This window comes from Kitasatospora sp. NPDC058965 (assembly GCF_042741245.1).
Taxonomy (GTDB): Bacteria; Actinomycetota; Actinomycetes; order Streptomycetales; family Streptomycetaceae; genus Kitasatospora.
Map to the genome: position 1 here is coordinate 1 of NZ_JBHYKG010000053.1, position 14730 is coordinate 14730.

The window sequence follows — 14730 nt, forward strand, 5'->3', positions numbered from 1 at the left end:
ATCGGGGACCGGCCGCTCCGCCGCTGAAACGCCGTGACGTGCCCTTACTTGCCCTTGTTCTTGCCGAGCATGCCCAGGCGGGCCTGGACGCCCCAGACGGTGACCCGCCACAGCGCCTCGAACACGATGTTGCGGCTCATCTTGGAGGCGCCGTGCTCGCGCTCGACGAAGGTGATCGGCACCTCGGCGACCTTGAACCCGCTGCGCACCGAGCGGAACGCCAGGTCGACCTGGAAGCAGTAGCCGGCCGAGGCCACCTCGTCCATGCCCAGGCCGAGCAGGGTCTCCTTGCGGAAGGCCCGGTAGCCGCCGGTCACGTCCTTGATCGGCACGCCCAGCATCAGGCGGGAGTAGGTGGAGCCGCCGCGCGACAGGAACAGGCGGGACTTGGGCCAGTTGACCACCTTGCCGCCCGGCACCCAGCGCGAGCCGAGCACCAGGTCGGCGCCGCGCAGCGCGGTCAGCAGGCGGTAGAGCTCCTCCGGCTGGTGCGAGCCGTCGGCGTCCATCTCGACCAGCACGTCGTAGCCGTTGTCGATGCCCCAGCGGAAACCGGCGAGGTAGGCCGCCCCCAGGCCCTCCTTGCCCTTGCGGTGCATCACGTGGACGTTGCCGTCCAGCTCGGCGATCTTGTCGGCGATCTCGCCGGTGCCGTCCGGGCTGTTGTCGTCCGCGACCAGCACGTACACCTCGGGGACGGCAGCCCGGACCCGGGAGACGATCCGTTCGACGTTCTCGGCCTCGTTGTAGGTCGGGATGATGACCAGCACCTTGCCGAGGTCGGCGAAGGAGTGCTCCTGGGGCGCAGTCACGTACGAGCCTTTCGGGGGTTTGGCCGCGACCACATCCAGATCGCGGTGTCCGCTGACCTAGCCGATGGTAGCGACCCGGAGCGGCTGCCCGGTAACCCGGACCAGCGCCGGGGCAGGGTACCGGACGGTCCGGAGGGCGGTGGGCAGGCACCCCGCGAACGGCTCGATATCGCCCCCGTTCGCGGGTGCGGAGCCGAACAGTGCGTCAATCCGGTGGGGGCCGGATTCGACCCGCCCGGGCCGCGCCGGCGTCCACTCGAACCGGGTGCGACGTGCGCCACGTTCTGTCGGGTGTCGGCCGGACCCGGCCGCCGACGCCGACGGGGAAGGGCCTGTGCGCGTGTCTGAGACGGAGTCGAGCTGTCCTGCGGTCCTGCTGCTGCCCGAGGGGCCGGTGGGCGACACCCCCGCGGTGCTGGCCGCGGCCCGCTCGCTGCCGCCGCGGGATCCGCGGCGGCCGGGGATCGGGACGGTGCTGGAACACCTGCTGGAGCACGACGAGACCGGGCGGCCGGAGGTCTGCCGGGCGCTGGTCGAGCTGGCCCCGGAGCGGCGCGGGGCGGCGGCGGACCGGTTGCGCCGCTACCTGGCCGACCCGCAGGGCGACCCGGTGGTGGCGCGCAATTCCTTCTACCGGGAGTGGCCCGAGGGCTACGAGCCACTGCCCACCCTGATCGGGCTGGCGCTGCTGGACGAGTCCGAGCGGCCGGCCGCGGTGGACCGGTACCGCGCCTGCTCGCCGCACCACCAGAGCGGTGCGGCCGGCTCCTACGCGCTGCTCGGGCCGGAGCAGCGGGTCGAGGCGATCGAGCGGCAGCGCACGATCGCGGCCGCGGGGAACCGCTGGCAGGTGGGCGCGGCGGTGCGGACGCTGCTCGCCTTCGGGCCCGAGGCGCACCTGACGGCCCGTGAGGTGGCCGACCGGGCGCTGGCGCGCGGCGTGGTGGTGGGGCTCGGCGCGCTCGCCCGGCCGCTGACCGAGCTGCACCCCCAGTTCGTGCCGCACGCGGTGGCGATCGCCCTGGGCTCGCTGGAGCTCGCGCCGCAGGAGTTCCTGGGCCGGCGCGGGCTGGACCTGCAGGACGTGCCCACCCTGGTCTTCGAGGCCGGTCCCGCCTACCACGGGGAGCTGCGCCGGGTCCTGCTCGCGCTGGCCCGGGACGAGCGGCGGGCGCCGGTGCTGCGCTGGCGGGCGGCGGTGCGGCTGCAGCTGCTGGGCGAGGCCGAGCGGACCACGGCCGAGGCCCAGCTGCGGCGGGCCGGTGTGGCCGACCCGGAGGCCGCGCCGCCGGTGGAGCGGCTGGACGAGGAGCAGCGCGCGCGGGTGCGGGCCCGGGTGGCCGCGGCCTGGCAGCGGATCGAGGCCGCGCTGCGCCGCCGCGCGCCGGAGCTGCTGGCCGGTCTGGGCGCCCCCGCCACGCCGGAGCAGATCGCCGCTGCGGAGCGGGAGTTGGCGCGGAGCCTGCCGGTGGACTTCGCCGCCTCGCTGGCGGTCCACGGCAGCGTGGCGCTGGTCGGGACCGAGGAGTTGGGCGGGGCGGGGGAGCCGGCGCCGGTGGCGCACGGGGAGCTGGCCGCCCTGCTGGCCGCCCGCGCGGACCAGGGCGACTGGACCGGCGAGCAGCCGGACGACGCCGTGCGCCGGGACTGGGGCTGGCGGCCCGGCTGGCTGCCGCTGTCGGACGGACCGGACGGCTCGCTCCTGGTGCTCGACCTGGAGCCCGGCCGGACGGGCCGGTACGGGCAGCTGGTGCACGCGGACCAGGGGACGCCGGACACCGTGCTCCACCCGGGCTGGGTGGAGGCGCTGGAGGCGTTCGCGGACGGGCTGGAGGGGTGAAGTCAGTCCGCGGGGCCGGCCGCGGACCCGTGGGCCAGGCGCTGACGGGCGGTCCGGCCCCGGCTCTCCAGCGGCAGCACCCCGGTGGCCCCGGCCAGGCCGAACGCGGGCATGTCGTGGTAGATCGTCTCGTAGTTCCCGGCCGGGACCACGTAGGTCTCGTGCCACAGGCCGACGTGCTGTCCGGAGTCGCGCATCATCCGGTTGATCCGGGCCCAGGCGCCGTGGTGCAGCTTCTCCGGGGCGCTCGCGTAGTGCAGCAGCTTCTCGGTGGACTCCCAGTACTGGACCACGTAGTAGGTGCGCGGCGACCCGGTGAGCAGCTGGTAGCCGAGCAGTCCGCTGTCCGGTTCGGCGGACAGCTCGCGCAGCATCCGGGGCATGCCGAGCATGACCGGGAGCCAGTGGTGGGGGGCGCGGAAGTGGTTGATCCGCATGCCGATCAGGAAGAGGACGACCTCCCCCTCGGCGGCGGCGGTGGTGTGGCCCGGATTCGGTGTGCTGAACACGGTGGATCCCCCCTCGATCCTCGACGGTGTGTCAGGTTGCTCCGTGGTTGGATAGTGCCGCTCTTCAATAAGTGGGATAGTGGCACTATTCAAGGGGAGTCACAAGGGGATGCGCCTGGCCGATCTGAGCGAGCACAGCGGTGTCTCGCTCGCCACGATCAAGTACTACCTGCGCGAGGGCCTGCTCCCGCCCGGGCGCCTGGTCAACGCGACCCAGGCCGAGTACGACGAGTCCCACCTGCGCCGGCTGCGGCTGGTCCGGGCGATGGTGCAGGTCGGGCGGATCCCGGTGGCCACCGTCCGGGAGGTGCTGGTCCAGGTGGACGACGACTCGCTCAGCCGCAGCATCCGGCTCGGCGCCGCGCTCTGGGCGATGCCGCACCACGCCGACCCCGACCCGGACGACCCGACGGTCACCGCCGCCCGGGCCGAACTGGACCGGCTGCTCGCCGAGCTGGGCTGGCGCGACGCCGCCGAACTCGGCGAGATCTCCCCGATCTACCGGGAGCTGGTGGCGCTGCTGGCCTCGCTGCACCGGCTCGGCTACCCGCAGACCGCCGAGGACCTGGCGCCGTACGCCGAGCAGATGGCCCGCACCGCCGACCTCGACCTGGACCGGATCGAGCGGCTCGACTCGGTGGTGGAGCAGGTGGAGCTGGCGGTGGCCGGTGCGGTGCTCTTCGAACCGGTGCTGCTCGGGCTGCGCCGGCTGGCACAGGAGCAGCAGACGATCGAGCGGTTCGGACTCTGACCGACCGGACCGCAGGCCCGCGAGCGACGGTCGACGAAACCGGGCCGCGCACTGCGGCGTCCGGCCCGATTACGATCACTGCCTGATCGGCGGATGACAGCCGTTGGCCTGGTCTTCGCGACGCGCCCGCGTATACCGTCCAGGCAGGCTGGTGGAAGGGGACCTGGTGCACAGGTGGATACGTCGCGGCGTCAGCGCGGTGCTCGGCTGCGCCGCGGTGGTGGCGACGGTGGCGAGCGCCGGCGACCTCGCCCGTCGCGGGCCGAGCCGCTCGGGAGCGGCGTCCGCCGTGCTGATCGGCGCGGGCCACACGCCCATCCAGGTGCCGCCGGTCACCCCTGACACCCCCTCCGAGCAGGACCCGCGCCTGCTCCCGGCCGGCGACCTGCCGCTGCTGGTCGACGGCACCGACAGCTGGCAGGAGGACGCCAGCTACAGCGGCTACGGCCTGGCCTCCGACCTGCCCTGCCTGCTCACGCCGCTGGACGACCTGGGCGCCCGCTCGCAGGCCTACCGGACCTACCGCCAGGCCACCCGCCCCGGTGGCAAGTTCGTCTTCTACTACGCCGCCGACATGGTCGCCGACTTCGCGACCCCGGCCGCCGCGGGCGACGCCGTCAACCGGCTCAACAGCTGGATCGGCCAGTGCGCCCAGGACAACTTCCTGCCCGCCACCACCGTGGTCTCGCGCGGCCCCGGCCAGTGGTCGATCACCAACAACGCCTCCGGCCCCGACCGCAACAGCAAGCTCCCGGCCGGCTCCCGCGCCGAGGGCGAGTTCGCGGTCCAGCAGAAGGGCACCGCCGTGAGCGTCCTCTACGTCGGCGCGGAGACGGCCGGCGGGCTCCCCTGGGACCGGATGAAGGAGGCCGCCGCCAAGGCGGTCGCCAAGCTCTGACCCCCGCCCGCCCCGGGCCGCCGCACCCCGCTCACTCGAATGGGGCAGTCGGCCAACGGCATCGGCTAGGCTGTCAGCCGTCGTGTCGGCCCCAGTAGCTCAGGGGATAGAGCACAGCTCTCCTAAAGCTGGTGTCGCAGGTTCGAATCCTGCCTGGGGCACACCGCACGGAAGGCCCCCTCGGAGATCCTCCGAGGGGGCCTTCGCATGCTCAGCGCACGACCCGTGCCAGGCTCACTGCAGCAGCCAGGTGTGGTCGTCGAGGTCGCTGCAGGTGTACAGCGTGAGGGGGGCGTCGTTGCCACCGGTCCGCACGCCGTTGACGTCGAGGCACAGGCCGCTCTTCACGTTGACGATCCAACTGGCTCCGCCGGGCCGGGGCACGAGCTTGTAGAGCTGGTTGTCGCCGGACGTGCCGTTGCAGGTGTACTCGCTGACCGGGGCGCCGACCTCCACCACGCCCAAGTCGTGGACGTCGAGGCAGAGGTTGTCCTTGGCGTTGCGGATCGTGTACTGGCTGTAGCCGTCCGCGGTGGTGCCGTGGTTGTCCCAGTAGAAGAGCTGGTTGTCGCTCGACGTCCCGTTGCAGGTGTACTCGGCGACCGGGGTGCCGAGGCTGCCCGGGCCGTAGTTGGGGAGGTCGGCGCACTTGGTGGTGACGGTGTTGTACAGCAGGTACGGGCCGGGGCCGACGGTGGCGGTGCTCAGCGTCCCGATCAGGACCGGGCTGCCCACCTGGGCGAGGGAGCCCTTGGGGCTGCTGCCCGGGTACTCCCAGAGCTGGCCGGTCGAGCTGACGGCGTAGAGGTCGGGAGTGCCGTCGCCGTTGACGTCGCCCGGGGAGTTGACAGTCGGGTAGAGACCGCTGGGGAGACCGATGTTGAGGACGGGCTGCTGGGCGGGCAGCGTGGTGCCGGAGGCCCAGTTCTGGTTCGGGCCGCCGCCACAGGTCCAGATCTGGAGCTGGACGGTGCCGTCGGTGCTGCCGGCCGGGTCGTCCAGGCACAGGCCGGACTTGGTGTTGACGAGCGAGCCGGGGCCGCTGCCGGGGGTCCACTGCTGGCCCGGACCGTTGGTGCACGACGACAGTTGGACCTTGGTGCCGGCCGCAGTGGCGCCGTTGCTGACGTCCAGGCACTTGCCCGCCAGGTGCACGGTGTTGTCCGTGCCGTAGGTGACGGCCTGGGAGGCGGCGTCGGCTACGCAGGGGGCCACCACGCGGACGAATGCGCCGTCGACCGCGCCGTCACGGTCGTCCAGGCAGACCGGACTGCCGCCGGCGTTGGTGAGCGCGGACGGCAGGGCACCGCTGACGGGTGCGGTGAGAGTGCCGGCCGGGAGGCCGTTGGCGTCGAAGGCCAGCGGGTAGCTGGTGACCGCGCCGGTGGTGTTGTTGCGGACCCAGAGCACCGGGGTGCCGCCGGTCATGTCGGTGTAGCTGTGCGCCGGGACCGGGGGGTTGGCGAAGCCGTCACCGGGGACCGTGATGGTGGTCGGGGTGCCGCCGGTCCGGCCGACGCCGACCAGGGTGGTCTTGGACCAGTCGCCGGTGCCCAGCGGGTAGGCGGAGGACAGGTGCCCCTTGGCCGGGTTGAAGCCGCTGACGTAGTACCAGAGCTGGTTGTTCTCGACGGTGATCAGGTCGGGCGACTGCGCCACGAACTGGCCCGGGTTCGCGGCCTGGTTGGCCGCGGTGGACAGGGTTCCGGGGCTGATCATCTGCTGGACCAGGGACCAGTCCTTCGGGTAGTTGGTGCAGTCCACGGTGCCGTTGGCCTGGCAGCCCGGCCTGCTGGTCACCGGGCTGACGCCCTGGGTCAGGCTGAAGTGGCCGGGGGTGCCGGCCGGCGTGGCGGTGGCGTCGTTCGCGTAGGTGTAGAGCTGCTTGCTCGTCTTGCTGTAGGCGTACAGATCGTCCAGGCCGGACTGGGTGAGGCTGCCGCCGTGCGCCAGCAGGTACGTGTCCCAGCCGTGTCCGGGTTCGGGGCTGGTGGCGGGTGTCGAGGCGGGGGTGGGCAGGTAGCCCGGGTCGGCATTGCCGGGGACGACGTAGAGGTTGCCGTTGCTGCCGGCGGTGACCAGGTCCGGGACGCCGTCGCCGTCCACGTCACCGGTGGCGACCTTGGCGGCGGGGTTCCAGGGGGCGTAGAAGCTGTAGCTCTGGGTGGTGGAGTTGCCGGCGTTGTCGTAGGCGGCCACGAACAGCGTGTGGGTGCCCCACTGGTTGGCGGGGAGGGTGACGGTGACGGTGCCGTTGGCGGTGCCGTCGGTGCTGGTGCCGGTGACGCCGGTGCTCTGGGCGCCGTTGGCGGGGATGCCGGCGTCGAGCGCGTAGTGGAACCCGGCGACGCCGCTGGCCCGGCAGGGCGAGGCGGCGCGGGTGCAGGCCCAGGTGGGGACGGGGTCCTTGGCGGTGACCTGGAGGGTGAGGGTGTCACCGGCGTGGCCGGTGGGGGTCTTGCCGCTGCCGAGCGCCGGGAAGGCGGTGCTGGGGTTGACGGTCAGCGTCGGCGCGGTGGAGTCCACCGTGAAGACGCACGGGGAGGTGTGGGGGCCGTCCATGTAGCCGTCGTTGGCCCACTCCGACCACTCGTAGGTGTGGCCGTCGGCGAAGCCGACCGGGGAGGGACTGGAGACACCGCCCGGGTTGCCCACCGTCGGGCTGGTGGAGTAGCCGTCGACGTACGGGTTGCCGTGACCGTCGTCGGCCGAGTCGTCCTGCAGGTAGGTGCCCGCGTGCAGGTTGACGCCGGGCATGCCGCTGCTCAGGTGGCTGTTGAGGGTCACGCCGGAGACGGTGGCGCCGAGCCAGCCCCCGCAGCTGCCCTGGCTGAGCGAGACCGTGTCCGGCATGTTCGGCGCGATCTCGTACTGGGTGGACAGTTGCGGGTTGGTGCTGAAGCGCATGAACCCGTAGTTGGTGGCGTACTTGTTCTCCTGGCCGTAGATGCCGAAGGTCAGGTTGTTGTAGCCGCGGTACTGGCCGACCGGGCCGGTGACGTCGAAGTTGACGTACTGGGTGCCGCAGCCGGAGTAGGCGCTCTTGACGGTGGTCTGGCCGAGGTCCTGGACCTGGCCCGGCTGGGTGTTCCAGTTGGTGCCGTTGGCGATGCCGCCGGTCAGGCGCAGGCCGATGCCCCAGGTGTTGTTGCAGCCGTGGTCGGCGCCGTAGGTCTCGGCGAGCGTCATGGTCGACTTGGTGATGATCATGCTGCTGTTGAAGAAGCTGGTGTCCATCTCGTAGAACGAGCGGTACAGGCCGAAGCAGTTGGAGTCGTACTGCTGGTAGCCGACGCCCTCGCCGTTCTCCTGGGCGTTGTCGTAGAGCGACTGTCCGGCGCAGCCCTCCTTGACCTCCAGGTAGTGGTTGGTCCCGCCGCCCGGCGCGACCGTGGGGTCGATGAAGAGCGGGTAGCTGGCGTGGGCGAGTTGGTCGGCGTCGGGGGCCAGGGTGACCGAGCCGCCGTCCGCCGTGACCTTCAGCGTGGAGATGTGGGCGCCGTGGCCCGGGCCGTCCTTGCTGGAGCCGACCCGGCCCGCCGGGTCGACCGCGCTCGGCGGGGCGGGCGGGGCGGCGGGACTGATCGCCCTGGCCTTCGGTGCGGCCTCCGCGGCCGCGGCGTCGGCCTGTGCCGGCACCCCGCCGGGCGCGGCCAGGGCGGCGGAGTCCCACATGACCGGGGTGGGTGCGTGGAAGGCCACGGTGCCGTCGGGGGCCTTCATGGTGAGGTTGCCGTCGGCGTCGGTGCTGGTGGTGAGGCCGTTGGTGCTGGTGGCGAGCTTGAGGGTCTTGAGCTGGGGGTTGGCGGCGGCCTGGGCGTTCTTGACGACGAGGACCTCGTGGAAGGCGCCCTGGTCGGTGACGGTGGCCTGCAGGTCGACGCCGGGCAGCACCTCGGCGTAGGTGGCGGTGTCGCCGTTGACGGTCGGCTTGGGCAGCGCGAACGGCAGGGCCATCGAGAACTGGTGGCCGGCCTTGTCCTTGAACGCCGCCAGCGGGGCGGTGCCGCCGCCGGACAGGGTGACCCCGGAGGGGGTGGCGGCGGGGGAGAAGGTCCCGTCGGCGTTCTTGGCCAGGGTCGCGTCGGTGGCGACCCACGCGCCGCCCTTCTGCACCCGGACCGGCTGGATGTTGCTGGTCCGGGTGAAGGTCTTCCCGTCGGGGTTGGCGACGGTGACCGCGGTCTCGGTGGTCAGCGCGTCGACCGTGACCGGCTTGCCGGTCTTCTTGGCCTGGGCGCGGGCCAGGTCCGTCGGCGAGCTCGGCGCCGCAGCGGCACCGACGGACGCCACGGGAACGGTCGGGTGGGCGAGGGCCGGACCGGCCGCGAAGGCCAGGGCGGTGGCGAGGGCCGCTCCGACGGTGAGCGGCCGCCCGGTTCGGTGCCGGGACGAGGGCCTGGAAGCAGGACGGGGCACGTTGATCATCCTTCGCGGAGTGACGGAACAGGAACGTCGTCAGCGTTCATCGGCCGGCCGGTGGCCGACTCGTCCACGTCCGGCTGCCCCGCCCGAGGGCATCAAGTGGCGGCGGCGCATGAAGTGCTGACGGTGTGAAAGTCGGAGTGCGCCGTGAGGCTATTGCTCCACATGTTCGATTCGCAACGCGATTCCGTGGGCCGCGTCCCCCGAACGGCCCGGTCGGCGGGCGGGTTCCGCAGGGGAGGGCTACACCTGAGGCATGGACCATCCCTTGTTGAACGCGTTCTGGATGATGCTCTGGTTCTTCCTGTGGATCATGTGGCTCTTCCTGCTCTTCAAGATCGTCATGGACATCTTCCGCAGCCACGACATGGGCGGCTGGGGGAAGGCAGGGTGGCTGATCTTCGTGATCCTGCTGCCGTTCCTGGGTGTGCTGGTCTACCTGATCGCCCGCGGCGGGGCGATGGGGGAGCGGGACATGCAGGAGGCGACGCGCCGGGAGAAGGCGATGCAGGAGTACATCCGCGAGACCGCCGGGAGCGGTGGTGGAGGCGGTAGCAATGTCGACCAGCTGACGAAGCTGGCCGACCTGAAGGCGCGGGGCGAGCTCACGCAGGAGGAGTTCGACCGCGCGAAGGAGAAGTTGCTGGCCGGATAGGGCCGAGCGAGCGGAGCCCTCACCCCCGAGGCGGGGTGGGGGCTCCGCCGTGCGGCCGGTCGGTCAGGCCACGGTGATGCGGTCGCGCGGGCCGGTGGCGACGGCGGCGTCGCGGGTGGCGATCTCGGTGACCATCGTGAGGTCGGCGCGGACCGCCGCCAGCACGGACGGGTCGAGGTCGGCCACCGCGAGGCCCGCCCCGGTCTCGCCCGCGTCGGCGAGCAGGCCGCCGTCCGGGCCCCAGACGGAGCTGCCGCCGCAGCCCGTGAGGTCGCCGGCCGCGCCGACGTGGTTGGCGAGCAGGACGTACATGGTGTTGTCCAGCGCGCGGGCCGGGAACCAGACCGCGCGCTGCTGCCGGCCGCCGCCGGTGCCGAAGAGGGCGCCGACCAGGTAGGCGTGGCAGCCGTCCAGGGCGGCGGCGCGGGCGTGCTCGGGGAAGCCGGAGTCGTAGCAGATGCCCAGACCGAGCCGCCAGCCGTCGAGCTCCACGGTGCAGCCGGCGGTGCCGGCGGCGAAGACGGACGGCTCGCTGCCGTACTGGTGCTGCTTGTCGTAGCGGGCCAACGCGGTGCCGTCGGGACCGAGGACCAGGGCGGAGATGCGCAGCACGCCGGCCGCGTCCCGGGTGGCCGCGCCGAGCACGGCGGTGATCCCGTGCGCCCGGCAGGCGGCGGTGATCGGGGCGAGCCGGGGGTCGTCCGCGGTGACCGTGTAGCGCTGCGGGTCGGTGGCGATCAGCTCGGGGTCGTAGCCGGTGAGGAACTTCTCGGCGAAGACCACCAGCCGGGCGCCGGCGGCCGCCGCCCGCTCGACCAGTTCGGCGGCCCGGGCGGCGTTGGCCCCGACGTCACCGGGCAGCACCGGCGCCTGGGCGGCCGCGATCCGCAGCGGCCGGGCGGGGAGGTCGGACGGGACAGGATCGTGCTGAGGGACGGTCATGTCCGGTCAGACTACCGGCGCCGCCGACGGCCGGCTTCGGGGGTGGCGGGGTAGGGGATGCGCAGCCTGCGGGCCAGCGGGGCCACCGCGTCGGCCACGCCGAGCGGGCGGGCCAGCACGAAGAGCGAGGCGAGCACCAGCAGCGAGCCGAGGCCCAGGCCGACCACGCTGCCGAACCAGCTGCTCCCCAGGGCGCCCGCCAGGAAGTGGCCGACCAGCGCGCCCGGCAGGCAGGCCAGCAGCAGTCCCAGGTGCAGGCCGAAGACCCGCCGCCCGTCCAGGCCGCTGCTCGCGGGGGTGCGCATGGCGGTCCGCAGCACCCGGGCCCGGTCCTCCGGGCTCTCCGGTGCGGTCGGCAGCGAGCTGAGCCGGCGGGAGAGCGCGATGCCGGTGATGGTCATCGAGACGACGCAGGCGATGCTCTGCGCGGCGGCCATGCCGACGATGCTCCAGCGGTCGCTCAGCAGCAGCCAGGCCAGCCAGGAGAAGAAGACGTTGGTCCCCGAGGCGACCACGGTCAGCCAGAACGGGGTCCGCGCGTCGCTCATCGCGTAGAAGCCGCGGGCCAGGCCGTACTGCGCGCAGAAGAACGGCAGGCCGAAGGAGAAGGCGAGCAGCGCCTCCCCGGTGAGGGTCAGGCCGTCGCCGCTGCGGGCGTTGCCGTAGCCGTAGGCGGCCTGGGTGATCTGGGCGGCGAAGGCGGCGAACAGCACCATGGCCGGGATGATCATCGCGGCCGAGCTGCGCATCACACCGGCCAGGTCGGTGCCGATCTTGGTCAGGTTCCCCTCGTTGGCGGCCCGCGACATCTGCGGCAGGATCGCCGTCACCAGCGAGATGGTGATCACGCCCTGCGGGACCACGAAGAGCTGGTAGGCGTTGGAGTAGGCGTAGTTCGCGGACTTGTTGCTCACGCTGGTGGTCAGGGCGGTGATCACGGTGAAGGCGACCTGGGTGACCACCACCAGCAGCAGCGCCCAGGAGGCCGCCCGGATCGGAGCGCCGAGGCCGGCGCCGCGCCAGTCGAAGCGGGGGCGGAAGCGGAACTTGGCCGCCTTGAGCGAGGGCAGCAGGCCCAGCGCCTGGACCACCACGCCGAGCGTGGTGCCGACGCCCAGCAGCAGGGTCTGGCCGGGGGTGACCTTGTCGATGTGCCTGGCCTCGCCGCCGATGCCCAGGTAGAGGGCGAAGACCGCGATGGCCACCACGTTGTTCAGCGCGGGCGCCCACATCATCGCGGCGAACTTGCCGCGCGCGTTGAGCACCTGGCCCAGCAGCGTGAAGAAGCCGTAGAAGAGGATCTCCGGCAGCAGGAAGCGGGCCAGCGCGATGGCCAGGTCACGCTGGGCACCGGTCCAGGTCGGGCCGTAGACGGAGACCAGCAGGGGGGCGGCCAGCACCGCGATCAGGGTCAGCACCACCAGCGCGATCCCGCACAGGGTCAGCAGCCGGTCGGTGTAGGCGACACCGCCGTCCTTGTGCGTCTTGGCGGCCTTGACCAGCTCCGGAACGAAGATCGAGCTGAGTGCGCCGCCGATCAGCATCACGAAGACGATGTTCGGCAGCGTGTTGGCGACGTTGAAGGTGCTGGCGATGTCGCCGGAGCCGAGCGCGGCGCCGAGCATCGCGGCGCGCACGAAGCCGAGGCCGCGCGAGGAGAGCGTCCCGAGCGCCATGATCAGCCCGTTGCGTCCGGCCACCGCCTCCTCGGACGGCTCGGCCTTGGCGGGGTCGCGCTGCTGGGGCACGCCGGCCGGCGGCGCGGTGGGCGGCGCGGGGAAGCCCTGGCTGGGGATCGGGCGCAGCGCCATGGTCGGCGGGTCGGCCGGCGCCGGCGCCGCGGGGTACCCGCCCGGGTACGCGTCGGGCTGCTGGAAGGGCTGCTGCGGGCCGGGGTAGGGCTGGTAGTACTGCTCGTCCCAGGACGGGGACTGTGCGGGCTGGGGCGGGAGGGCCGGCTCCGGCGGGAACTGCTGCTGCTGCGGTTGCTGCTCGTACGGGGACGGCGCCGCGGTCGGGGCAGCGGCCGGGTAGGGCTGCACCGGCTCGTAGGGCTGCTGGTACGCCTGCTGCTGGTGCGCGGGCTGCTGGTGGGCAGGTTGCTGGTGGGCGGGCTGCCCGTACGGGTCCTGCGGGTAGGCCTGCTGCGGGAACGGGGGTTCCTGGAACTGCTGCTGCGGGAGCACCTGGGTGCCGGGCTGCTCCGGGTGGGCCTGCTCCTGGTAGCCCTGTGCCGGGTAGGCCTGCTCCTGGTAGCCCTGTGCCGGGTAGGCCTGTTCCTGGAAGCCGGGGGTGCCGGGCTGCGGTGCGCCGTACGGGCCCGCACCGTACGGACCGTAGGGATCGCCCGTCGTGTGCGTGGTCATCGGACCCCCGTCGCTCGGTCTGGCAGGGCAGGTGCTGCTGCGGGGCTGCCGCAGAGCGGGCGCTGCTCGGTTTCCCCGAGCCGGGCAGAGGATGCCCAGCCGAAGCAGTCTGCCCTACCCGGGCACTCGGTGGGGAGCCAGGTGCCATGTGGTGGAGGTCTCGGGGCAGCGGAACGGGCGGCACCGGCCCGGCCGAGCCGGGCGGAACCGTGCGCTCCGCGTGGTGATTCGCCCTGGTTGGGGCGTAATTATGGCGGCTGGCGATGGATCGGGCCGGTGTGGGGGAGGTGTGTCCTCAGGCGCACCTGTCATCGGAGATCCACTCGTGTGAGCTATGTCACTGCCCGTCGGCCGCCTCCTCCGGATCCTCGCCCGGCTCCTCCTCGGGGTGGTCGGGCAGTTCCGGGAACGGCACCGAGGACGCCAGCACGCTCTGCACCCGGGGCCTGGTGCGCCAGTTCACCCGCCGCACGTCCCGGGAGAGCGCGCCCGGGCGCCACAGCTCGACCAGCACCGTGGTGCCGCCCAGCACGGTCGCGGCCAGCAGCCAGCCGCCCAGCACGTCGCTCGGCCAGTGCACGCCGAGTGCCAGCCGGGTGAAGCCGACCAGGCCGGTGCCCGCCGCGGCCAGCGAGCAGCAGACGACCCGGGCGCGGCGGTCGGCGCGCGGCCAGACCAGGGCGACCAGGGTGGCGGCGGTGATCGCGGCGGCCATCGCGTGGCCGGAGGGGAACGCGGGGCCCGGGGCCTGGGTGACCGGATCCGGCCACCCGGGGCGCGGCCGGTCCACCGCGGTCTTCACCAGCCACTGCAGGCCCCAGCCGACCAGCGCCTGGGCGGCCGTCCAGCCGGCCAGGGTGCGGGCGCCGATCGCCCAGAGCCAGGCGGCGGCCAGGCCGAGCAGGGTGCGCATGATCACCGGGCTGCCGAGCATCGTGGTGGTCTGCATCGAGACGGTGAAGGGCAGGTTGCGCCGGGCCAGGCCGTGCAGGCCGTCGGCCCAGCCGTGGTCCAGTCGGGCCAGCGGGCCCCAGCCGGTCTGCACCAGGGCGAGCAGCACCGCGCACAGGGCCAGCGAGCCGAGCGCGATCGCCGTGTAGCGCGGCAGGCGGGCGCGCAGCGGGCGCGGTCGGCCGGCCGGCGGGCGCCCGGGGGCGCTGGTCAGGTGCATGGCTGACACATTCCCAGGCGGGCGCGACGATCCGATGGGGGAGCGATCGCGTTTTGGCATCTTTTGTGGGGACGACCTGCGGGGATCGTTCAGGCGCAACCGGGCGTTGAGGGGGAAGGCGCGGCGGGTGCGGCGGCCCTGTGGTCGCCCCCGTTGACCGGTGCACGTCGTGTGCACAACCGGTCGCTCTGCGTCCAAAGCCGAGGTGAAAACGGGCAGGATACTGCATCGCCCAAGGAATCTGAGTCACTTGGGAATGTTGTCCGGATTGTGTTCGTTGGATTGTTACGTGTGCGGGCCATCGGGCCGCGCACTGCAGGAGGGCGTGTCGTCGCTCCGGCCGACGGTCGGACCGATTCGT

Annotated in this window: 10 protein-coding genes and 1 tRNA gene; 5 read left to right on the top strand and 6 right to left on the bottom strand. The window is 72.8% G+C overall.

Annotated features, from left to right (window positions below; all coding sequences use genetic code 11):
- Nucleotides 1-44: 44 nt before the first annotated feature.
- Nucleotides 45-812 (bottom strand): polyprenol monophosphomannose synthase, encoded by a 768-nt coding sequence (locus tag ACFW1A_RS11885; RefSeq protein WP_380407746.1) that lies wholly within the window; start codon nucleotides 810-812, stop codon nucleotides 45-47.
- 340 nt (nucleotides 813-1152) lie between these two features.
- Between ACFW1A_RS11885 and ACFW1A_RS11890 the strand changes: the two genes are divergently transcribed.
- Entirely contained in the window at nucleotides 1153-2652 is a 1500-nt protein-coding gene (locus ACFW1A_RS11890; protein WP_380407748.1) for an SMI1/KNR4 family protein, read from the top strand.
- 2 nt (nucleotides 2653-2654) lie between these two features.
- Here ACFW1A_RS11890 and ACFW1A_RS11895 read toward each other — a convergent pair whose 3' ends face one another.
- Entirely contained in the window at nucleotides 2655-3161 is a 507-nt protein-coding gene (locus ACFW1A_RS11895; RefSeq protein ID WP_380407750.1) for a DUF4188 domain-containing protein, read from the bottom strand.
- Nucleotides 3162-3270: 109 nt separating this feature from the next.
- On the opposite strand from ACFW1A_RS11895, the gene ACFW1A_RS11900 reads away from it, so the two are divergent.
- The 3 genes from ACFW1A_RS11900 (at nucleotide 3271) to ACFW1A_RS11910 (ending at nucleotide 4971) form a co-directional block, all read left to right on the top strand.
- Nucleotides 3271-3912, top strand: a complete 642-nt coding sequence (locus ACFW1A_RS11900; RefSeq protein WP_380407752.1) for a MerR family transcriptional regulator — start codon at nucleotides 3271-3273, stop codon at nucleotides 3910-3912.
- 166 nt (nucleotides 3913-4078) lie between these two features.
- Nucleotides 4079-4810: a hypothetical protein gene (locus tag ACFW1A_RS11905; RefSeq protein WP_380407754.1), complete on the top strand. Its 732-nt coding sequence runs from the start codon at nucleotides 4079-4081 to the stop codon at nucleotides 4808-4810.
- A gap of 88 nt (nucleotides 4811-4898) precedes the next feature.
- Nucleotides 4899-4971: transfer RNA gene (locus ACFW1A_RS11910), tRNA-Arg, on the top strand.
- Between the two features lie 73 nt (nucleotides 4972-5044).
- Here ACFW1A_RS11910 and ACFW1A_RS11915 read toward each other — a convergent pair.
- Nucleotides 5045-9229: a ricin-type beta-trefoil lectin domain protein gene (locus ACFW1A_RS11915; RefSeq protein ID WP_380407756.1), complete on the bottom strand. Its 4185-nt coding sequence runs from the start codon at nucleotides 9227-9229 to the stop codon at nucleotides 5045-5047.
- Nucleotides 9230-9491: 262 nt separating this feature from the next.
- Here ACFW1A_RS11915 and ACFW1A_RS11920 point away from each other — a divergent pair, with 262 nt between their 5' ends.
- On the top strand, nucleotides 9492-9890 hold the full coding sequence (locus tag ACFW1A_RS11920; RefSeq protein ID WP_380407758.1) for an SHOCT domain-containing protein: 399 nt from the start codon (nucleotides 9492-9494) through the stop codon (nucleotides 9888-9890).
- A gap of 63 nt (nucleotides 9891-9953) precedes the next feature.
- On the opposite strand, the gene ACFW1A_RS11925 is transcribed toward ACFW1A_RS11920, so the two are convergent.
- The 3 genes from ACFW1A_RS11925 to ACFW1A_RS11935 form a co-directional block, all read right to left on the bottom strand.
- Complete coding sequence (locus ACFW1A_RS11925) at nucleotides 9954-10832, bottom strand: carbon-nitrogen hydrolase family protein (RefSeq protein ID WP_380407760.1); 879 nt, start codon at nucleotides 10830-10832, stop codon at nucleotides 9954-9956.
- A gap of 11 nt (nucleotides 10833-10843) precedes the next feature.
- Nucleotides 10844-13198 carry a murein biosynthesis integral membrane protein MurJ gene (gene murJ, locus ACFW1A_RS11930; protein ID WP_380407762.1) on the bottom strand — a complete coding sequence of 785 codons (2355 nt, stop codon included), beginning with the start codon at nucleotides 13196-13198 and terminating at the stop codon, nucleotides 10844-10846.
- 337 nt (nucleotides 13199-13535) lie between these two features.
- Nucleotides 13536-14369: a phosphatase PAP2 family protein gene (locus ACFW1A_RS11935; protein ID WP_380407764.1), complete on the bottom strand. Its 834-nt coding sequence runs from the start codon at nucleotides 14367-14369 to the stop codon at nucleotides 13536-13538.
- Nucleotides 14370-14730 lie beyond the last annotated feature (361 nt).